Origin of the sequence: Amycolatopsis azurea DSM 43854 (assembly GCF_001995215.1) — a bacterium.
Lineage (GTDB): Bacteria > Actinomycetota > Actinomycetes > Mycobacteriales > Pseudonocardiaceae > Amycolatopsis > Amycolatopsis azurea.
The window spans coordinates 23,652-43,312 of the sequence record NZ_MUXN01000028.1 but is presented as its reverse complement, the minus strand read 5'-3'; the positions used below and the strand labels follow the sequence as shown (position 1 = coordinate 43,312).

Annotated in this window: 19 protein-coding genes; 4 read left to right on the top strand and 15 right to left on the bottom strand. The window is 69.5% G+C overall.

All coding sequences use genetic code 11. The features are described 5' to 3' along the window. The first annotated feature begins 32 nt into the window (after nt 1–32). Nucleotides 33–857, top strand: a complete 825-nt coding sequence (locus B0293_RS37485; RefSeq protein WP_005154157.1) for an AfsR/SARP family transcriptional regulator — start codon at nt 33–35, stop codon at nt 855–857. Between the two features lie 49 nt (nt 858–906). Continuing rightward, nucleotides 907–1,608 carry a winged helix-turn-helix transcriptional regulator gene (locus B0293_RS37480; RefSeq protein ID WP_005154158.1) on the top strand — a complete coding sequence of 234 codons (702 nt, stop codon included), beginning with the start codon at nt 907–909 and terminating at the stop codon, nt 1,606–1,608. 50 nt (nt 1,609–1,658) lie between these two features. On the opposite strand, the gene B0293_RS37475 is transcribed toward B0293_RS37480, so the two are convergent. Beyond that, nucleotides 1,659–2,279 carry an L-threonylcarbamoyladenylate synthase gene (locus B0293_RS37475; protein ID WP_005154159.1) on the bottom strand — a complete coding sequence of 207 codons (621 nt, stop codon included), beginning with the start codon at nt 2,277–2,279 and terminating at the stop codon, nt 1,659–1,661. A 362-nt stretch (nt 2,280–2,641) separates the two neighbouring features. Here B0293_RS37475 and B0293_RS37470 point away from each other — a divergent pair, with 362 nt between their 5' ends. Continuing rightward, nucleotides 2,642–4,993 (top strand): sensor histidine kinase, encoded by a 2,352-nt coding sequence (locus B0293_RS37470; RefSeq protein WP_005154161.1) that lies wholly within the window; start codon nt 2,642–2,644, stop codon nt 4,991–4,993. Here the strand turns inward: B0293_RS37470 and B0293_RS37465 are convergent. The 8 genes from B0293_RS37465 to B0293_RS44760 form a co-directional block, all read right to left on the bottom strand. Continuing rightward, on the bottom strand, nt 4,990–5,598 hold the full coding sequence (locus tag B0293_RS37465; RefSeq protein WP_005154162.1) for a response regulator transcription factor: 609 nt from the start codon (nt 5,596–5,598) through the stop codon (nt 4,990–4,992). The genes B0293_RS37470 and B0293_RS37465 overlap by 4 nt on opposite strands. Before the next feature lie 231 nt (nt 5,599–5,829). Continuing rightward, nucleotides 5,830–6,021: a hypothetical protein gene (locus tag B0293_RS37460; RefSeq protein ID WP_039916523.1), complete on the bottom strand. Its 192-nt coding sequence runs from the start codon at nt 6,019–6,021 to the stop codon at nt 5,830–5,832. 267 nt (nt 6,022–6,288) lie between these two features. Further along, nucleotides 6,289–6,834, bottom strand: a complete 546-nt coding sequence (locus B0293_RS37455; RefSeq protein ID WP_005154165.1) for a carboxymuconolactone decarboxylase family protein — start codon at nt 6,832–6,834, stop codon at nt 6,289–6,291. Next, nucleotides 6,806–7,282, bottom strand: a complete 477-nt coding sequence (locus B0293_RS37450) for a DUF6187 family protein (RefSeq protein WP_005154169.1) — start codon at nt 7,280–7,282, stop codon at nt 6,806–6,808. The genes B0293_RS37455 and B0293_RS37450 overlap by 29 nt, the downstream gene beginning before the upstream one ends. Next, on the bottom strand, nt 7,275–8,594 hold the full coding sequence (locus B0293_RS37445; RefSeq protein WP_005154170.1) for an FAD-dependent oxidoreductase: 1,320 nt from the start codon (nt 8,592–8,594) through the stop codon (nt 7,275–7,277). The genes B0293_RS37450 and B0293_RS37445 overlap by 8 nt, the downstream gene beginning before the upstream one ends. A gap of 7 nt (nt 8,595–8,601) precedes the next feature. Continuing rightward, nucleotides 8,602–9,087: a DUF6423 family protein gene (locus B0293_RS37440; RefSeq protein ID WP_039916548.1), complete on the bottom strand. Its 486-nt coding sequence runs from the start codon at nt 9,085–9,087 to the stop codon at nt 8,602–8,604. Between the two features lie 276 nt (nt 9,088–9,363). Continuing rightward, complete coding sequence (locus tag B0293_RS37435) at nt 9,364–9,672, bottom strand: DUF6235 family protein (protein ID WP_005154172.1); 309 nt, start codon at nt 9,670–9,672, stop codon at nt 9,364–9,366. A gap of 113 nt (nt 9,673–9,785) precedes the next feature. Next, nucleotides 9,786–9,908 (bottom strand): hypothetical protein, encoded by a 123-nt coding sequence (locus B0293_RS44760; protein WP_280619600.1) that lies wholly within the window; start codon nt 9,906–9,908, stop codon nt 9,786–9,788. A 317-nt stretch (nt 9,909–10,225) separates the two neighbouring features. Between B0293_RS44760 and B0293_RS37430 the strand changes: the two genes are divergently transcribed. Next, nucleotides 10,226–10,417 (top strand): hypothetical protein, encoded by a 192-nt coding sequence (locus tag B0293_RS37430; RefSeq protein WP_005154177.1) that lies wholly within the window; start codon nt 10,226–10,228, stop codon nt 10,415–10,417. 113 nt (nt 10,418–10,530) lie between these two features. Here B0293_RS37430 and B0293_RS37425 read toward each other — a convergent pair whose 3' ends face one another. The 6 genes from B0293_RS37425 to B0293_RS37405 form a co-directional block, all read right to left on the bottom strand. Further along, nucleotides 10,531–10,725, bottom strand: a complete 195-nt coding sequence (locus B0293_RS37425) for an acyl-CoA carboxylase subunit epsilon (RefSeq protein ID WP_005154178.1) — start codon at nt 10,723–10,725, stop codon at nt 10,531–10,533. Nucleotides 10,726–10,736: 11 nt separating this feature from the next. Further along, entirely contained in the window at nt 10,737–12,278 is a 1,542-nt protein-coding gene (locus tag B0293_RS37420; protein WP_407640120.1) for an acyl-CoA carboxylase subunit beta, read from the bottom strand. A 158-nt stretch (nt 12,279–12,436) separates the two neighbouring features. Continuing rightward, nucleotides 12,437–12,604: a DUF6222 family protein gene (locus B0293_RS43835; RefSeq protein ID WP_005154180.1), complete on the bottom strand. Its 168-nt coding sequence runs from the start codon at nt 12,602–12,604 to the stop codon at nt 12,437–12,439. A gap of 16 nt (nt 12,605–12,620) precedes the next feature. Further along, nucleotides 12,621–13,193, bottom strand: coding sequence for a flavin reductase family protein (locus B0293_RS37415; protein WP_005154181.1), 573 nt, complete (start codon nt 13,191–13,193; stop codon nt 12,621–12,623). Between the two features lies 1 nt (nt 13,194). Beyond that, the gene (locus B0293_RS37410; RefSeq protein WP_005154182.1) at nt 13,195–13,635 is read right to left on the bottom strand and encodes an acyl-CoA thioesterase; all 441 of its coding nucleotides are present in this window, start codon (nt 13,633–13,635) and stop codon (nt 13,195–13,197) included. Nucleotide 13,636: 1 nt separating this feature from the next. Further along, nucleotides 13,637–19,471, bottom strand: a complete 5,835-nt coding sequence (locus B0293_RS37405) for a type I polyketide synthase (protein ID WP_005154183.1) — start codon at nt 19,469–19,471, stop codon at nt 13,637–13,639. Nucleotides 19,472–19,661: the final 190 nt, after the last annotated feature.

Here is a 19,661-nt window from a genome sequence, read left to right as displayed (position 1 = left end):
CACAGAGGGGGAGTCCGCCGGAGGGGCAGGGGATGCACGCGATGACGATCGAACCGGGAGACACGGCCACCGCGCCGGTCGCCTCGAACCGAGCGCCGGACCCGGTGCGCGCACGGCTGCTCGGACCTCTGGAACTGCACGCCGGCGGCGCCGATCGCGCGCCCACCACACCGAAACTCCTGCAGCTGCTGGCGATGCTGCTCATCCGTCCCGGCAAGACGGTCCATGTCGACTCCCTGGTCCACGAACTGTGGAACGACGCGCCCCCGCGCAGCGTCCGCCGGACCCTGCACACCTACGTCCACCATCTCCGCCGTCACCTCGACCCCGGCGGCGACGGCGGCATCCTCGTCACCGGCCCGCCCGGGTTCCGGCTGGACGTCGATCCCGCCATGGTCGACGTGTCGGAGTTCCAGCGTCTGCACCGGCTCGGGCGCGACCTGCTGGACGAAGACGACAACGCGGCGGCCGCGCACGCGTTCCGTACCGCGCTGGACCTGTGGTCCGGTCCCCCGCTGGCCAACATCCACTGTGGACCGACCCTGGCCGCCTACACCGTCTATCTGCTGGAGCACCGGCGCAACGCCCGTGACCTGTGGATCGAGGCCGAGATCCGGTCCGGGCGGCACCGGGAGATGCTCGGCGTGCTGCGCTCGCTGGCCACCGCGAACCCGTTCGACGAAACCCTGCACGGCCAGCTGATCCGCGCACTGGGACTCAGCGGCCGGCGCAGCGACGCGCTGGCGGCCTACCACTGGCTGCGGACGCGGCTCGAGGACGAACTGGGGGTGGAACCCTGCGCCGAACTGCGAGAGCTGCACCGCGAACTGCTCTCCGAGGGAAATCCGATCCGTTGAACGAGCACCACCCCGCCACCACCAGATCAAGGAAGTTGAGGAGTCAAGCATGACCGCTCGCACCTATGGCCAGTTCTGCGGCCTCGCCCGCGCGCTCGAGATCATCGGGGAACGCTGGTCCCTGCTCGTGATCCGCGACCTGCTGCTCGGCCCGAAGCGCTTCGACGAGCTGCAGCAGGGCCTGCCGAAGATCCCGCCGAGCATCCTGTCGACCCGGCTCAACGAACTCGAGCGGCACGGCGTCGTCCAGCGCCGGGTGCTTTCGCAGCTCGACGCCGGGGTGGTCTACGAGCTGACCGAGTACGGCAACGACCTCGACCAGATCGTGCTGCAGCTGGGTCTGTGGGGCGCCCGCTCGCTCACCGAACCGGCGGCGGACGACCTGTTCACCCTCGACGCCGCGATCCTGTCGCTGTACACGACCTTCCAGCCGGACGCGGCCCGCGGCGTCCGGGGCGCCTTCGAACTTCACTACGGCACCGACCGAATGGGCGACCAGATGATCGTCCACGCGGTGGTCGAGGACGGCGCGGTCACCGCGGGCGAGGGCCCGCATCCGGACCCGGACCTGGTCATCGAGCCGCGCGGACCGCTCATGCTCAAGCTGCTGAACGGCGAGCTGGACGCCACGAGCGCGCTCACCTGCGGCGCCGTCGCCATCAAGGGCGAACCGGCGATGCTGGACCTGTTCACCCGGCTGTTCCACATCCCGTCGGCCCCGTCGAAGACCGAAGGGCTCCTCACGCACTGAAGGCGGAGAAGGCACTTCCGTGGCGGGACCGGGCGACCGGTCCCGCACGGTCATTCGAAGCGCGAGGTGTCGCCGGCGCCCCGGCGCACGATCTCCGGCTCGCCCGACGAGAAGTCGATGACCGTGGTGGGTTCGACCCCGCAGTCGCCGGAGTCGATCACCGCGTCCACCACGTGCTCCAGATGTTCCTTGATGTCCCAGCCCTGGGTCATCGGCTCCTCCTGGTCGGGCAGCAGCAGCGTGCTCGACAGCAGCGGTTCGCCGAGTTCGCCCAGCAGTGCCTGGGTGACCACGTGGTCCGGGATGCGCACGCCGACGGTCTTCTTCTTGGCGTGCAGCAGACGGCGCGGAACCTCCTTGGTGGCCGGGAGGATGAACGTGTAACTGCCCGGCGTGGACGCCTTGACCGCGCGGAAGACCGCGTTGTCCACGTGCACGAACTGGCCCAGCTGGGCGAAGTCCTGGCACACTAGGGTGAAATGGTGGCGGTCGTCCAGTTTGCGGATGCTCCGGATGCGGTCGATGCCCTGTTTGTTCCCCAGCTGGCAGCCGAGGGCGAAACAGGAGTCCGTCGGATACGCGATGAGCCCGTCCTCGCGGAGGATGTCGACGACCTGTCCGATCGCGCGCCGCTGCGGATTTTCCGGATGTACGTCGAAATACCTGGCCATGCGCCGAGCTTAAGGCCAGCGGCCCGCGCCCGCCGCGAGAGCCCGCCCGTCGCGGCGTACCCGGTGGCGTACACAATGGAATCGCGGAACCGCCCATGTCTTCCATCGTGGCGTGTTCCGCGACGCGCCGCGTGGTCCGAACGCCCCACACCCGCGCGGGTGACCACGGCGATTTTCCCGTAGCCGGCGGGGAAAACTTCTCCTTGATCCGCCGTTTCCCCTCCTCGAAAGCGGCGACCCGGGTAACGAACATGGGTTACGATCCGAAACACACCGCGATGGGGGCCGCGCGGCGGCCCCCGCCGTCGCGAGGGGGCAGCACGACAAGGAACAAAGCGTCTTCTGCTACCACTGGGGTGCCTGTGCCGGAACAGCTCGCGGTGACCGCCGAACCTCTGGGTACCGCCGGGATCGACCGGCGCCCCCGGAGAGCACTGCTCCTCGCCGGGCTGATCATCACCGTCGTCTTCGTCAACTCTTGCCTGTTCGGTCTCCTCGCGGTGCTTTTGCAGCCCGGGGTGGACTTCTGGCAGGGCCTGCTCGCGGTCCTGTACGTCGCACCCGTGCTGGCGATCCAGCTCCTGTTCTTCAGCCGCCCGGCGGTCCGTCTGGACACCAGGCTCGCGAAGGCCATGCTCGTGGTCCAGGCGTGCCTCGCCTACCTGCCGACGCTGCACTTCGACGCGGCGCTGAGCTCGCTGACCACCCTCGCGGCGGGCAGCGCGCTGCTGCTGTTCCGGCCGCGGACGGGCTGGACGGTGTTCACCGTGTTCATGGCGGGCACGACGTGGATCCTGTGGGTCTACGACGACACCTGGCTCAGCGCGACGTTCGACAGCATCACCGCGATCTTCTACGCGCTGGTCGTGTATCTGCTGACCTGGCTCGCGCGGCTGGTCACCGAGTTGCACCAGGCCAGGACCGAGCTGGCGAGGCGGGCCGTCGCCGAGCAGAGGCTGGCCTTCGCCAGGGACCTGCACGACCTGCTCGGGCTCAGTCTGTCCGCCATCGCGCTCAAGGGCGAACTGGTGCACCGGCTGCTGCGCAAGTCGCTGGACCAGGCGCGTGAGGAACTCGCCGAGATCACCGGGATCGCCCAGCGGACGCTGTCCGACGTGCGGTCGGTGGCGCGCGGGTACCGGGAGCTGTCGCTCGACAAGGAATCGCGGACCGCGGTGTCGCTGCTCTCGGCGTCCAACGTGGCGGTGCGGCTCGATCTCGAACAGGTCGAGCTGCCGGTGAAGCTGCGCACCCTGCTGGCGAAGGTGCTGCGGGAGGGTGTCACGAACGTGCTCCGCTACACCGGCGTCGAACAGTGCGAGATCACCGTGCGCGAGAACGCGGGCCGGGTCGCGCTGGAGATCGTCCACGACGGAACCGCGCACGAGGACGTCCCGGCCGAAACGGCCGAGAGCCTGGACAAGGTGACCGAGGAGGTCTCCGGGCACGGCGGGACGCTGAGCGCGGGACCCGACGCGGAGGGCCGGTGGCGGCTGCACGCCGAGCTCCCGATACCCGAGCAGGCCGAACCCACCGAGACCGCGCTGGCCCAGGCGCCCGACCACTGGTCCCGGATCGACGCCAGGAACGTCCAATGGACACTGACGGCGGTCTTCATCCTCTTCGGCCTGTCCGCGATGACCCGCGCCTTCATGCTCTCCGGGTACTCCGACCTGTGGACCGCGCTCACCGAGGACACCTGGTACATCGCGTTCACCGCCGGCTATCTCATCGCGCTGGTCACCCTGCAGCTGTCCTATTTCGCCCAGCCGAACGCCCGGCTGCGCTCGCGGCAGAGTTACGCGCTGCTGCTCGTCCAGGCCTGCCTGACGTTCCTGCCGCTGATCCCGCTCGGGAGCACCTGGGTGAGCCTGCCCAGCCTGTTCGCCGGCACCGCGCTGCTGGTGCTGCCGCCGCTGCTGGGATGGACGGCGTTCGCCGTGACCGCCGCCAGCGTGGTGCTGGTCCGGCTCGAATACGGCACCGACTTCATCGGCGGCTTCTACAGCTTCGCGTCCATCCTGAACACCGGCCTGATGGTCTTCGGTCTCATCTGGCTCATCCGGCTGGTGACCGAACTGGGTGAGACCAGGAAGCGGCTCGCCGAGGTCGCGGTCGCGGAGGAACGGCTGCGGTTCGCCCGCGACCTGCACGACCTGCTGGGGATGAGCCTGTCGGCGATCGCGCTCAAGAGCGAGCTGACCAGCCGGATCATGGACATCGACACCACCAGGGCCTCCGACGAGCTGCTGGAGATCCTCGGGCTGACCCGGCAGGCGCTGACCGACGTCCGCTCGGTGGCGAGCGGTTACCGCGAACTGTCGCTGGATCAGGAGTCCCGCTCGGCGCAGGCGGTGCTGGTGGCCGCCGACGTCCAGGTGCGGCTGGAGATCGAGCACGAGGACCTGCCGCCGACGGTGCGGACGGTGCTGGCCGTGGTGCTGCGCGAGGGCGTGACGAATGTGTTGCGGCACAGCAAGGTCGAACGCTGCGAGATCGCCGTGCGGCGGATCGGCGACGGGGTCGCGCTGGACATCGTCAACGACGGCGTCGAGAACGGACGGCCGTCGAAGCCGGAGCGGCCGGTGCGGGTCGAGGCCGCGGGCAGTGGCATCACGAACATGTCCGACCGGGTCGCCGGGCTCGGCGGCGAGCTGACCGCGGGGGTCGAGGCGGACGGGCGCTTCCGGCTGCGCGCCGTGGTGCCCGTCTAGATCCAGCCGGACTCTTTGGCGATGCGGATGGCGTCGACCCGGTTGCGCGCGTTGAGCTTCGAGACGATCGTGGTCAGGTAGTTGCGCACGGTTCCGGTGGAGAGAAAGGCCTTCGCCGCGACCTCCAGGGTGTCGCGGCCCTCCGCGGTCAGCCGCAGGACGTCGATCTCACGCGGGGTCAGCGGGCATTCCGCGGTGTCCCAGGCGGCGAGCGCCAGATCGCCGTCGACCATCCGCCGTCCGGCCGCCACGCCGCGCACGGCGTTGGCGAGCTTCTCCGCGGGGGCGTCCTTCAGCAGGAACCCGTTCACTTTGGCCGCCAGGGCCCGGCGGAGCGTCCCTGGCCTGCCGAGGCTGGTCAAGATCAGCGTTCTGACCTCGGGAAGCTGTTCGTGCAGTTCGGTGGCCGCGGTGAGCCCGTCCTTGCCGGGCAGATCGATGTCGATGATCGCGACCTGGGCGCGGGAAGTCCGTGCGGAGGTGAGGATCTCGTCCCCGGAAGCCACTTCGGACACCACTTCGATATCCGGTTCCAACCGCAGCAGTGCGACCAGCGCTCCCCTGACGATGTGCATGTCTTCGGCCACGAGAACTCTGATCACCATCGCGTCGCCCCCTTTTCGAGCACGCCCCCGCGCCCAAACATAAACACGCCCGCACGGAACACGTTCCACCGTTCGGGTGGTGAGTCGGCTGGGCTGCTTCGAGGGCGCTACGGCATAAGGGTCACACGCCTACGGATTCCGCACCCGGTCGGTGACTTTCCGTCCTCATGCTTCCCCGGACGCACGAACCGGCCGTTTCCCGCGTCCGGGAAACGGCCGGCTGGAGGATTTTCAGCTCGCTTCGGCCAGCGGCGGAGCGGTGCAACAGGCGCCGGTGAAACAGTTGAAGGCCTCGCCACGCGACTTGTTGGTCCAGTGGTCGAAGCGGTCGATCACCAGCTCGACCTGGTTCCCCGCGGAACCGGTGTCGATTCCCTGGACGGCGAAGAGCGAGCGGACGTTGTCGGTCACAGCGTTCTTCATCGATGGCTCCCAGACGGTTTCGGCGTTTCCTTCGATGAGGAAATCGTGCTTCGCGGGGCCGGTTCGCGGCCAGTGCCATGCATCATCGCGAAGATGTGCTTTTCGCCTACGCCATAAGGTTCGTCCGGTTGCTCCGCTTCCGCGCCCAGGTGCGTCGAACGGAGCAGTGGAGGCCGTTTTCGATTACGGGTCGTGTCCGATCGGGCTCGGAGTGGCGCGGTGACCGCTTGTGGTCACCGCACCGGATTCCTCACCTGAACGGTGCAGTCATTCGGCGAGCAGGCGCGCCAGACCGGCGTACCCGCCCTCCTTCAGCCGCACACCCGAGGTCCGCGCGTAAGCGGCGTCGGCGCGGATCCCGAGTCCCTCGACCATCCGGTTCATGAAGTTGAACAGGGCGCACACGAGAACGGCGTCGTGCAGCGCGGTCTCGTCCCAGCCCGCGGCGAACACGGCTTCGGCGTCCTCTTCGGTCACCTGTGACGGCGTGCGCGTCAGCTTGCCCACATAGGCCAGCACGGGCTTCATGCGCTCCTCCACGGGCGAGGAGTCGAGATCGGTCAGCGCGGCCGCCAGAAGTCCTTCCGGCACACCGAAAGCCTCCGCGGTGACGGTGTGGACCCCATGGCAGTAGCGGCAATCGTTGACGCCGGAGACGTAGGCCGCGATGAGCTCCCGCTGCCCAGCGTCGAACGCCGACGGCGACCGCATGATCAGTTCGTGGAAGTCCAGCAGTTTCGACGCCGGGGCCGGGAACTTCTGGAAGACCTGCAGCAAGGTGGCGTCAGTCGGCAAAGACCCGAGATAGGACATCGTGTGTACCGCTCCCCTTTTCCGGCGTCCGCCCTCGTTCGGCGAACTTCTCGACGTCGTCGCGACGCAGCCAGCAGGCCGCGAGGCAGGCCACCGACGCCGGTCCCAGCCCGGTCACCGTGGCGACGACCCGCGCGGTGGTGTGTTCCCATTCTCTGCGCAGGGAACCGGCCGCCGTCATCTCCGGACCTGCTTCGATCAGCGGGCGGACCGCGCGCCAGCGGAGGATCCCGGCTTCGGCCAGCGCCTCCGTGCTCAGGTCGAGCGCGTCGTGCCGGGCCTGGTCCACGGCGAGGGCGACCAGCGCGGGCTCGTCGGCGAGCCGTGCCAGCCCGACACCGGCGAGCAGCCGTTCGGCGTCCAGGCCCATCAAGATCACCCCCGCCTCGGTCGAGGGGGCGTCGTCGATCGAGGGCAGGGTGAAGCGGGAGTCGTAGGGCTCAGACACGGGCGTGATCCTTCGCGGCCGTCCGCACCGGGGTGTCCCGGCGCAGGTTCTCGGCGACGGTGGCCGCGACCCGCGCGGTGGCGACACGGTGGCCGTCGATGTTGCGGGCGGCGGGGCCCAGCGCCATCCCCGCGGCCGCGCCGACGGCGAAGACCCTGGGCGCGCCGACGTAGGCGAAAGTGCGCTCGTCCAGCTGAGGCCAGCCGCCGCGGTCGAGGACGGCGTCGTCGGGCATCAGGCCGTCACCGATCGACGGCGTGGTGCCGAGCGCCAGGACGGCGTGGTCCACGGGAACACGCGAACCGTCTTCGAGGTGGAGGGCGACACCCGGGGTCACCTTCGTGATCGCCTTGCCGCGATGCACGACCAGCCGCCCTTCGGCTTCGGCCGCCTCGAGCATCGGCCGGAACTCGAACATGATCGACGCGCGGCGGAAGCGGCCCATCAGTTCGAGCCTGTCGGACCAGCTCACGCCGTCGAAGCGAGCGCGGCCTTCCGGGCGGAAGAACGACGAGTTGACGTCGGCGCACTGGTAGCGCTCGCCGGCTTCGCGGACCACCCAATGCACTTCACGGCCTTGGGCGAGACCGGTGGAGATCAGATGCGCGGCGGTGAGGCCGGCACCGACGACGGCGAGCCGTTTCCCGCCAGGGGGAACGGGTTCGTCCCAGTAACTCACGCCACGCGGCGGGTGGCCGCCGCCCCACCAGGTGTCCGGCGCGGACCGGCGTTCCTCGCCGAGGCACAGCACCGCGTGCCGCGCGGTGACGGAGAACCGGTCGGCGCGCACGGTGACCGCGTCCGAGGTCGGCAGCACCTCGCGGACCGAACCGCGCCAGGTCCGTTCGGTGACGTGATGACTCGCGGCGAGATGACGGCAGTAGGCCTCGAAGACGTCGACGGGGACGACCGAGCGGTGCCCGGCCTGCGCCATCCGGATCTCCCGGCGCTCCACCGGGGTCAGCACCGACCAGTGCAGCCGGGCGAAGTCCAGGAGTTCGCAGTCGCGGTAGCCCTCGACGCCGGGGTGGTGTTCGTACGGCGACCGCAGCACGCGCTGGCCGAGCAGGTCGACGCGGTCGAAGAACCGGCCACAGGGACGGCCGTCGCGGTCGACGACGACGACGTCGCGGACGCCGTGGTGCCACAACGCCGAAGCGACCGCGAGCCCGGCCGGGCCCGCGCCGACGATGACGACGTCGGCGCCGGGCGGCGGTTCGGGGGTCACGGCGGCGCGGGTGGCCGGGAGCACCGGCCATTCCCGCCCGCGCGGGGAGTCGAGCAGATGGGGCTCCGGGACGAAGGTGATCACCGGCTGCTCAGCCGATCACGGTCACCGGGACGATCAGCTCGATCACGGGGCGCTGCTTCATCCCGTTGCTGATGATTTCGTCCAGTGTCTGCTGGGACTGCTCGGCGGTGTCGGTCGCGATCGGGCTGTAGCGGGAGTACGAGTAGGTCGGCTTCCGCCCGCCCGCGTCCAGCGAGTACACCTTCAACACGGCCTCGCCGGGCCGGACCTCACCGTCGTAGAAGGTGAGCCGGCGCTGGTCCGGTGTCATGAAGGACTTGGAGAACTGGCGGGAGAGCACCAGGGTGTCGGCGTCGTCGACGAAGGTCGAGTCCTCGTCGGTGACGACCTGCATCGCGACCCAGGTCTTGTCGGTCAGGTTGGTCTCGGACTTGATCACCTGCCAGCGACCCGGCTCCGGCAGGTTGACACTGACCGAGACGTCGTGCTCGGTGGTGTCGATCGCGCCGGAGATCATCAACACCCGGCGGCGGACGTCGGCGACCCCGGCCATCTGGATGTCACGCGCCCGCACCCGCGTGGAAACGTCCAATCCCGGGAATTCAGGTGACGACATCTTTCAGCCCTCCAGACCTCGATTAACGCAATTTCGACCAGGCGTTATTTCCCCATCCGTAAACACCCGAAGAATTTCACGCCGAAGCCGACGATGTCAAGGTGAGGAACGCATGATCCATTGCTGCGAAAGGATGCCGGTACAAGTCCCGCCACTGGTCCGTTCGGCGGTACGAGACCTGCGCCTTTCGGCCTCACCCGCACGTCCGGCGAGTCAGGTACCGTCGGAGTCCTCAGCCCAGGCCGCGGCGGGCGTCCCGTGCTCCAGCGCGCCGATGTAAACGATCTCGAACGAGGAATCGGTGCGCTTGAGCCCTATTTTGATGACGAGGTCGTGTTTCACCAGAATGATGAACTGATGCGGATCCCGGCCATCTCCGAAAATGTCGTAGATGAGAAAAGCGGATCCGTCGGCTACCGCGAACAGGGCTTCGTAGATAACATTGCGGTCGGCCTGCGGGGCGTTGATCGCCCATTCTTCCAGCACCTGCAAACCCGACGTGAGCTGGAGGCGCATAGCCATCCGAAGGCCTCCTCGAGGTCTCGCCGGGTCGCGGATGATCTTCATTCTCCCGCGCGGGATACCCGGTGGTCTTCTTTGTCCTTGCTGTCCTCGCCGGTGATGGTCCATGTCCGTCAGTTGTAACCGAGGACGATGTGCTCGGCCGGGAACTCGCTTTCGGCCGCCTGCCTCGGCTCCGGGACGAACACCGCCGTGTCGGCCTCGGCGGCCCCGCGCGGGTCGAAATCATCGGTCACGACCCAAATTCGCACCTGTGCCGTCATGACGTTCCTCCCGGCCTTCGATGAACGGCTCACTTGACAACCAAGGATGGCCCCCTCCGATCGGAGACCGATCGGGACGCGATCGAAGTCGGCTGAAGAACCCGATGAGCAAATAACAAGTCGCCGGTGAGGGGGTCCCGGTAGTGCCCTTGTGGTACCCCGGAACACAAGGAGCGCATCATGACCGAACGCCTCGACCCGTACGAGATCTTCGCCGACGACGAACTCGACGTCGACCTGCTTGGCCTGACGTGGCCCGACCCGGCCGTCCCGGAGCAACGGGACCGGTCGTGAGCGCCGCGGATCGCCAGCGGACCTGCGCGGCCTGCGGGAGCCCTTTCGCGCCGAGGGAGCGGACGGGACTGGAGGCCGTGATCGACGGCGAGGTCCTCTACGTCGCCGTGCACCCTTGGCACAGCACGCATCCGCCGCGTCGGGAAACCGAGGCGGCGCGCCGGCTCACGACCACCGGCCCGGCGTGATCGAACGGCCGACTCGCGTGATCAGATGGACGACACGTGTGATGGGACGGACAACTCATGAGTTGTCCGTCCCATCACACGTGTCGTCCGTTGGATCACGCGAGTCGGCCGAATCAGCGCAGGGCCGAGGTGCGCCAAGTCGCGGACGTGAGGGGCGACCAGGCGGAGCGCACGGGCGCGACGGAAGGAGGCGGCGCCGCGGAAGCGAGCGCGGTGAGGACGGCGACGAGCGCCGCGAGTTCGGCGTCTTCCGGGTCCCCCCGCAGGACCCGGAAGACCGGCGCACTGTCCATTTCGGACGGTGACATGGTTCCCCCGTTCAGATCGGGTGGTTGCCGTGCTTGCGCTGGGGCGCCGCCTTTCGCTTGTCCTGCAACATGTCCAGCGCCCTGGCGACGGCCGATCGGGTGTCCGCCGGGTCGATGATGTCGTCGACGAGCCCCCGTTCGGCCGAGTACTGCGGGTTCATGAACTCTTCGGTGTACTCGGCGACCAGGTGGGCGCGCAACGCGTCCGGATCCGGCGCGACGGCGAGATCCTTGCGGAACAACACGTTGACCGCGCCCTCGGCGCCCATCACGGCGATCTGGTTGGTCGGCCACGCCAGCGACAGGTCGGTCCCGATGGACCGCGAGTCCATCACGATGTACGCGCCGCCGTAGGCCTTGCGCAGGATGACCTGGATGCGCGGCACGGTCGCCTCACAGTAGGCGTGCAACAGCTGCGCGCCGTGCCGGATGATCCCGGAGTGCTCCTGCTCGACCCCTGGCAGGAATCCGGGGACGTCGACCAGGGTCACCAGCGGGATGCTGAACGCGTCGCAGAACCGCACGAACCGCGCCGCCTTCTGCGAGGCGGGGCCGTCGAGCACGCCGGCGAACACCACCGGCTGGTTGCCGACCAGGCCGACCACGCGCCCGTCGACCCGCGCGAGCGCGCACAGCACGTTCTGCGCCCATCGTTCGTGCAGTTCGAAGAATTCGCCGTCGTCGGTCAGCTCCGCGAACACGTCCCGCATGTCGTACGGCTTGTTCGGCTCCACGGGAACGAGTTCGGCGAAGCGGGGCCGCCGATCCTTGCCCGCGTCCTGCGACGGCTCGCGCGGCGCGGGCTCCAGGTAGTTCGACGGCAGCAGCGACACCAGGTAGCGGACGTCGGCTAGGCAGCTCTCCTCGTCGTCGTGCACCACGGTCGCCACGCCGGACGACGCGCCGTGCACGTCCGCGCCGCCCAGTTCGTCGTGGCTGACGCGTTCGCCGGTCACGGTCTCGACGACGTCCGGCCCGGTCAGGTACATGCGGGCGGTGTCGCGCACCATGAAGACGAAGTCCGCGAGCGCGGGCGAATACGCCGCCCCGCCCGCGCACGGCCCCAGCACCACGCTGATCTGCGGGATGACGCCGGACGCCTCGACCTGACGGCGGAAGATCCCGCCGTAGCCGTTGAGCGCCATCACGCCTTCCTGGATCCGCGCTCCCCCGCTGTCGTTGAGCCCGATCAGCGGCGAACCGGTGGCGATGGCCAGGTCCATCACCTTGTGGATCTTCGCCGCGTGCGCCTCGCCGAGCGAACCGCCGAAGACGGTGAAGTCCTGCGCGTAGACGAACACCCGCCGTCCGTCGATGGTGCCCGAGCCGGCGATGACGCCGTCGGTGTACGGCCGGTTCTCCGCCAGCCCGAGTCCGCTCGCCTGATGCCGCCGGTACAGCTCGACCTCGGTGAAGGACTCCGGGTCCAGCAACAGATCCAGCCGTTCACGCGCGGTGTGCTTGCCGAGCGAATGCTGCCGCCGGACGCCGTCGAGCCGTCCGTCGACGATGTGCTCGCGCAGCTCGTCGCGCTGGGTGCGCAGCAGCGGCATCGTCGGTTCGGGCGGATGCACCGGTTCGGCGCCGCGGGCGAGCGGGATCACCTGTCCGTCGGTCGCCCTCGGGATCCGGTGGTGCCGCAGCCGGTCTTCCGGCAGCGGCACCACCTCGGAGTCCTCCGTGCGCTGGGCGCCCGGATCGCCTTGCAGGGTCACGCCGCCTCCTTCAGGCGGGCCTCGCGCTCGAGCTCGTCGAGTTCGATCTCGCGCACGATGTCGCGCCAGCACACCCCCCGTCCGAGCCGGGGCATGGTGGTGACCACCGGCGGCCGCTCCGGCGAGAGCGCCGGGGCGGGCGTGGCGGATTCGTTGATGGTCATGACAGTTCCTCTCCCTTTAGGCCGATGCCCGTACCCGGCCGTCGATCTGGTGGTAGCCGCCGCTGTAGAAGACCAGCGAGTCCTGTGCCGTGCCCCGGCTGGAGGCGACCACCTTGCCGAGGAAGATCGAGTGGTCGCCGCCTTCGTAGACCTCCGCCAGCTCGCATTCCAGCCACGCCAGCGCGCCGTCGAGCAGCGGGGCGCCGGTCTGCGGCCCCGCCGTCCAGTCCACCGAGTCGAACTGCGCGATCCCGGCGGGACGGCGCCAGTCCGCGAAGTACTTCGCCAGGTCCTTCTGGTCCGACGCGAGCACCGTGACCGCGTACGAGCCCGCCGTCACGATCGCCTCGTGCATCCGGGCCGCGCGGGAAACGCAGCACAGCACCATCGGCGGTTCCAGTGACACGGAGGTGACGGCGTTGGCGGTCATCCCGTGGGCCCGTTCGCCCCCGGCGGTCAGCACGGTGACCCCGGTGGCGAACTGGCTCATCACCTCCCGCAACCCGGCCTGCGCGGACAACCGGCGCCGCGAGGCGGGTGTCGGCAGCCGTTTCAGCACCGGCCGCGAAGGCTCCTCGACACTGCCCACGTCACTCCCCCTTGCCGTCGACCGCGTACGGGGCCAGCGCCTCGCGCAGCTGTTCGGGCACCCGGCTGGGCACCGTCGCCGTGTTCGGACCGCGCATGCACGCGATCCGCTGCCGTCCGCGGGCCACCAGCCGCTCGCCCTCGGCGGTGAGGTGGACGTAGTCGAAGGTGAACTGGATCTGGGTCTGGGTCAGCTCTTCCAGCCGCAGCCGGATGGACAGCTCGTCGAACGCGGTGATCTCCGCGTAGAACTCGCAGTCGACCTTGAGCGTGAACAGCTTGAGGTCGTGGCGGACCTCTTCGAGCACCGCCGGCGCCTTCTCCTTCAGGAACATCTCGCGGCACCGGCCCTGCCAGCGCACGTAGTTCACGTAGTAGACGTTGCCGACCAGATTGGTCTCCTCGAACCCGACCGTGTGAAGGATCTCGTAGTAGTCGGCCATGTCAGTTCTCCTCTCCCTGGAGCACCGCGAAGACGACGGGATCGGTCCGGTCGTTGACGGTCGTCACCCAGGTCGCGATGCGGGCACTGCCGTGGGAAAGCACCGCCCAGCCGTCCGGGTCGACCCGGTGCACGGTGAGCGCCTGTGTCATGTCTCCGGTCTTGCGCACGCATTCCAGCGCGCTCCAGACCCTGGTGTGCGCGACCGAAAGCGGCTCGCGGGCGTCGGCGGCGAGCAGTTCGCCCACCGAAAGCAGATCCTCGCCGAGCAAACCCGCCCAGTCCTCCGGAGTCCGTTCGACCGCCGTCTCGACGTCGCACGCGATCCGGCCGGTGCCCGCGATCGCCAGGGTGAGGTCGGCGCTGTGCGACGCGCTCACCTCGACGCCGTCGGCCTCTGGTTTCCCGTCCGGGCGGTAGCGGATCTCGAGCGGGGTGTCGACGGCGCGACCGGCGGCCAGCGCGGTCTGCGCCCGCCGTTCCGTCGTGGTCTCGACGGGAACGCCCACCGGATCCGGTTCGACGACGATCGCGCGGGACGAGCCGAGCAGCCGTTCGACGGAACGCTCCAAATAGGACCCGAGCATCGACGGGACCCAAGGCCCTTCACCGTCACGCTTGCGGACCGCGCGCAGCTTCAGCCCTTCCCACCGCTCGACGAGCTTACCGTCCGGGTTGCGGACGTCGAGGTCGTAGACGTAGCTGTCGCCGTCCTGCGAACGCTCGCGGGCGTCGAGGAGCACGTACTCCGGGTCCTGCTCGCCGGGCTCGGCCAGGTACAGCCGCTCGATCCCTTGCGGCAGCAGGGTCGCGTCCGGGACACAGCACTGGATCGCGTGCATCATCGCGTCGCGGGTGCCCGGGTCGGCCAGGAGCTGTTCCTGCGGGAGGAACGGCGCGAACCAGTCGACCTCGGCGCCGGTCGCGATCTCCGCGACCGCGTGCCGCGCACTCGCCCTCCGGTAGCCGGTGACGCGCTGGAAACGCTTGCCCTGGAAGAGAACCGTGCCGTACAGCTCGGTCGTCGGGTCGACCGGCACCGGCGGCAGCGCGACGTCGCGGACGACGGTCTCGCCGAGCGGATCCGGCCGGGAGAACCGCAGCCGGGCGCGGAAGTGGTCGGCGCTGAACCCGGTCTCCCCGCTGCGCAGCACCACGTCCACCGTTTCGGCGTCCCTGGCCAGCGCGGCGAGCCGGACCGTGGTCGACCCGCCCGGCGAGACGATAATCGGGCGCAGGAACTCGACGTCGGAGAACACCGGCGCCGGCAGGGTTTCCGCGGCCAGCGCGGCCTTGGCGACCTGGGTCATCGCCTCCATGCCGATCACCGCCGGGAACAGCAGCTGACCGTCGAGCAGGTGGTCGGCCAGATACGGGTCGCTGCCCGCGGAGAGGTCGGCCTCGGTGATCAGCTCGACACCCGGGTAGTGCACGACGGCGCGGTCCACGAAGCGGGTCAGCGGCAGTTCGCGCTTCTCCACCGGCAGGGTGGCCAGCCCCGCGGTACGACCGCAGACGACCAGTACCGAAGGGGCGGACGGATCGCCGACGACCTGGCGGAGGATCTCGATCCCCTCCTCGGTCGGGATGGGCGTGATGCCGTCGCGCATCAAAGCGCTGACGACACCGAGCTTTTCGCCCATCCCGGTACCGGACCAGACCGACCATTCGAGTGCGATCGCCCGTGCCTTCGGGTGCTCGCGGCCGAAGCGCACGGTCAGTTCGGTCATCCAGTCGTTGGCCGTGGCGTAGTGCGCTTCACCGCGCAGGCCCGCCCGCCCGATGATGCTGCCGAAGGTGACCAGCAGCTTGATCTTGTCCTTGTCGACGGCGTCGAGGACGGCGTTGAGGCCGCCGATCTTCGGCGCCAGGGTCTTGCGGAAGCTCTCCTCGGTCAAGGAGAACAGCGAGGCGGGCTCGTTGCGGCCCGCGCCGTGCAGCACCGCGGTGACCGGGCCGAACTCGGCCTGGACCCGGCCGATCGCGTCCGCGATCTGCCTGCCGTCGGTGACGTCGGCGCGTTCGTAGCGGTAGGTGATGCCCGCCGCCGCCATTCGCCCGAGGTTCTCCGACAGTTCGGCGTCGTCGGCCGGGTCGCTCCGGCCGAGCAGCGCCAGTTTCGCGCCGGAGTCCTTGGCCAGCGCCAAAGCGCTCTCCGCCGTGATGCCCTTGCCGCCACCGGTGACGAGCAGGACGTCGTCCGTGCCCAGCGGTGTCCCCTCCGCCTCGGCGGGGGTCAGCGCGGCGAGCTTCGGCACCATGCGGACACCCGCGGAGTCGTAGCGGACTTCGCTGAAGTCGTTGGTGGCCGAGACCTCGGTGACCACAATGGACACCGCGGCGCCGAGGGCCTCCGGGTCGACCGGGCGGACATCGGCGAGATCGACGATCGTGGTGCGGGCCGAAGGGTCCTCCAGCCGCAGCGTCTTCGCCAGGCCGGAAGCGCCGAATCCGTGCTGTACCACGACGAACCGCGTGCCGTTGGGCGCCGCCAGCACCGCGCGGCCCGCGTCGAGGAACAGGCCGACGTCGTTCACGTCGCTGTCTTCGTTCAGGCACAGGAGGACACCGTCGCCGACACCCGCGCCTGCCAGCGCCGCGCGCAGCGGCTCGGCCAGCGGATGGCCGTCCGGGGCGAACGCCGTCCACTCCGCTTTCGCAAGACCCGCGGTGGAGATGCCCGGCGTGAGGTCGGGCGCCGGCTTCGGCGCGACGACGTACTCGACGGCGAACGGCCGGACCCACGGCCCGACACCGGCGACCTCGGCCTGGTTGCCGTCGGCGGGTTTGGCGGTCTGCGCGAGTTCGTCGATCATCTCGGCGAGTTCACCGAGACAGACGGTCGCGAAGTTCGGCATGCCCTCCAGTGCCGGGCGGCCGAGCGCGCGGGTCACGTCGTTGACCAGCTGACCGACGGTGATCGACGAAAGGTGCAGGTCGTCGAGCGGATGCGTGTCGGCGGTGACCGCTTCGAGCGGCAGTTCGACGCGCTCGGAGGCGAGCTTGCGCAGCAGGTCGAGCGTGCTGCTGCCGCCGTTCTCCGAAGCCTCCCCCGCCGTGGCCTCGGCGGGGTCGGCTACCCGGTCGCGGGCCAGCTCGGCCCCGATCGAAGGCGCGGCCTCACACGGGCTGGCGAGGAAGGAGAACTCGCCGTCCACCGGCAGGGCCCGTACGACACGGCCGGCGAACAGCGCGGAGGTCTCCAGACGGACACCGAGCGCGAACGCGGCACCGGCGACCTTCAGCACCGCGGCCAGTGTCGGGCTGTCGGTGTCGATCGAGAGCACCGGCGTACCGGGCGCGATCTGGCCGAACAGCCCGGTGAGCACGCGGCCGGGTCCGACCTCGATCACCAGGTCGCTGCGCTCGGCGACCTTCGCGGCCGCCTCCCGGAACCGCACCGGCAGGACCACCTGGTCGCGCAGCAGATCGCGCAGGTCCTCGGCGGCGTGCAGGACGTCACCGGTCACCGTGGACACGACGGGCCGGTCGAGCCGGGTGAAGTCGATCGTGGTGAGTTCCCCGGTCATCGCCTCGGCGGCCGGGGCGACCGCGGGCGAGTGGAAGGCGTGCGAGACGTTGATGCGGGTGGCGGTGACGCCCTCCGCGCGGGCACGGGCGACGACCCGGTCGATCGCCTCCGACGGTCCGGAAAGGACGGTCTGCTCGGGCGCGTTGTAGCCCGCGATGACGACCTCTTCGCCCTCGGCGAGCCGCTCCGTGACCCCCGGCGTGGCGGCGATTCCCGCCATGGCGCCGTTTCCTTCGCTGGCTCCCGCCATCACCTTGCCGCGGATCTTGGCCAGCTTGAGGACTTCGCGTTCGGTCAGCGCGCCACCCCAGTGCAACGCCGTGAGCTCACCGAGGCTGTGCCCGGCGGCCGTCCGCGCCTCGATGCCGAGGCTCTTGAGGACGCGGAGCCCGGCGAGCGAACCGGTGACGATGCGCGGCTGCGCGACGTCGGTGGCGACCTGGTCGGCGCCGGTGGACAGGCCCGCGGCGCGGTAGATGTCGTCGGCGTGGGCGAAGCGTTTGCGCACCGCGCCGACCGTGCCCTGGCCGGAACCCTGACCGGGGAACAGGAATCCGATCTTCGGATCCGTCGAGCGGGCGCTGGCGAAGATGCCTTCACGGGAGGAGAAGACTTCCGGCTCGCCCTCGCCGAGGAGGTCGAGGAGTTTGGCCAGCTTGCGCTCGGCGTCCTCCGGGCTGGTCGCGACGATCGCCGCGCGGACCGGTTTCCCGGACAGTTCCGTGGAAAGCGTCCCGGCGAGGTCGGCGAGCTCCGCGAACGAAAGCTTCGGCACGACCTCCAGCAGCCCGGTCACCCGACCGCGCAGCGACGCGGCGTCGTCGGCGTCGAGGAGCAGCAGCTCGCTGTCCTGCCGACCGGCGACCAGGGCCCGGGTCTTCTCGTCGAGTTCCTTCCGCCGCGCCGCACCCGGCGCTTCGGTGACGGTGACGTGCGAATTGATACCGCCGAAGCCCATCGCGGAGACACCCGCGCGAACGGGGTGGTCCGCGGGCCACAGCCCGGCCTCGGCCGGGACGTACATCCGCGCGGAGTCGCCGACCAGCGACTCGTGCGGGTCGAAGTGACCGGTCGCGGGCGGGATGACCTGGTGGTAGACGGCGAGAGTGGCCTTGATCAGCCCGGCGACCCCGGCCGCGGCCTTGGTGTGGCCGATGTTGCCCTTGATCGTGCTCAGCGCGGCACGGTCGGCGAGCGGGTCGGCGTCGCGGCGGGCGGTGGAGAGCGCCTCGATCTCGGTGGCGTCGCCCAGTGCGGTCCCGGTGCCGTGGCCCTCGAAGTAGGAAACGGTCTCGACGCCGTAGCCTGCCTTCTCGTACGCCCGCTTGAGCGCGAGGCGGTGCCCCGACGCCTCGGGCCGCGTGATGCCGCCCTTGCCGTCGGAGGAGACACCCCAGCCGCCGATGGAGGCGTAGATCCGTTTGCCCTGCGCGATCGCGTCTTCCTCGCGCATCAGCACGAGCATGCCGGAGCCCTCGCCGGGCCAGAAGCCGTTGGAGTCGGCGTCGTAGACCTTCATCTCGCGCTTGGCGAGCGCACCGGTCTTGGCGAAGCCGATCACCTCGAACGGGTCGATCGACAAGTCGACACCGCCCGCGACGGCGACGTCGAGGTCACCCTCGGACAGCGCGTTCGCCGCGGTGACCACGGAAAGCAGCGACGACGAACAGGCGCCGTCCACGGTGAACCCGCCGCCGCCGAAGTCGAAGAAGTTGCAGACGCGGCCGGCGATCGTGTTCGCCAGGCCGCCCGCGAGGGTGTCCTCGTCGATCTCCGGGAACGGCGCCTTGTACTGCGCTTCGAGGTCGTGGAGGAACTCCGCGGTGTCGCCCTCGGCCCAGCCGCGCTCGGCGAGCGCCGCCGCGACCGTGCGGCGGACGTACGGCCAGCGCAGCCGCATGATGTTGGCGCGCGAGAACTCTCCGGTGAGGCTGTTGCCGATGACCACGCCGGTGGCGGGCCGCGGCAGCCCGTCGCCCTCGGGGAAACCCGCGTCCGCCAATGCCTGCGCGGCGACGTCGAGGGCGAGCCAGTGCGTGGTGTCGGTCGACCGGAACGTGCTGCCCGCGACCTTGTACTTGATCCGGTCGAACTCGTAGTCGCGGAGGACCGCGGCCTTCTGGGCGTAGAAACGGTCCGGCGCCTTGGGGTCGGGAGAGTAGTAGTCCTCGCGGTTCATCCGCTCGTCGGGCAGCCTCCGGAACGCCCGACGGCCGGCGAGGACGTTCTCCCACAGTTCTTCCGGGGAACCGGCGTCCGGATATCGGAGACCGATACCGACAATCGAAATCCGCTCAACGCTCATGCCACCGCACTCCCCTAGCTCTCAACCACTCAAGTCACGGAATCCGGTCTCGGCGCCGGGACTCTGTTCCCCAGGAACACGGGCGCCGTCCGCATCTGCAGTCCGGTCAAGCATGACCCTGAGCCGGGCTGACGGTCTTCTCTCATGTTGTTGAAGGCGGGCCGAAGCGCCATGAAAGGTCCTTTCCTTG

Excerpts from the sequence above, each read along its gene's own strand:
- B0293_RS37485 (WP_005154157.1), top strand. The coding sequence starts at position 33 with ATGCACGCGATGACGATCGAACCGGGAGACACGGCCACCGCGCCGGTC.
- B0293_RS37480 (WP_005154158.1), top strand. The coding sequence starts at position 907 with ATGACCGCTCGCACCTATGGCCAGTTCTGCGGCCTCGCCCGCGCGCTC.
- B0293_RS37475 (WP_005154159.1), bottom strand. The coding sequence starts at position 2,279 with ATGGCCAGGTATTTCGACGTACATCCGGAAAATCCGCAGCGGCGCGCG.
- B0293_RS37465 (WP_005154162.1), bottom strand. The coding sequence starts at position 5,598 with ATGGTGATCAGAGTTCTCGTGGCCGAAGACATGCACATCGTCAGGGGA.
- B0293_RS37460 (WP_039916523.1), bottom strand. The coding sequence starts at position 6,021 with ATGAAGAACGCTGTGACCGACAACGTCCGCTCGCTCTTCGCCGTCCAG.
- B0293_RS37455 (WP_005154165.1), bottom strand. The coding sequence starts at position 6,834 with ATGTCCTATCTCGGGTCTTTGCCGACTGACGCCACCTTGCTGCAGGTC.
- B0293_RS37440 (WP_039916548.1), bottom strand. The coding sequence starts at position 9,087 with ATGGCCGGGGTCGCCGACGTCCGCCGCCGGGTGTTGATGATCTCCGGC.
- B0293_RS37435 (WP_005154172.1), bottom strand. The coding sequence starts at position 9,672 with ATGGCTATGCGCCTCCAGCTCACGTCGGGTTTGCAGGTGCTGGAAGAA.
- B0293_RS37425 (WP_005154178.1), bottom strand. The coding sequence starts at position 10,725 with ATGTCACCGTCCGAAATGGACAGTGCGCCGGTCTTCCGGGTCCTGCGG.
- B0293_RS37420 (WP_407640120.1), bottom strand. The coding sequence starts at position 12,278 with ATGCCGCTGCTGCGCACCCAGCGCGACGAGCTGCGCGAGCACATCGTC.
- B0293_RS43835 (WP_005154180.1), bottom strand. The coding sequence starts at position 12,604 with ATGACCATCAACGAATCCGCCACGCCCGCCCCGGCGCTCTCGCCGGAG.
- B0293_RS37410 (WP_005154182.1), bottom strand. The coding sequence starts at position 13,635 with ATGGCCGACTACTACGAGATCCTTCACACGGTCGGGTTCGAGGAGACC.
- B0293_RS37405 (WP_005154183.1), bottom strand. The coding sequence starts at position 19,471 with ATGAGCGTTGAGCGGATTTCGATTGTCGGTATCGGTCTCCGATATCCG.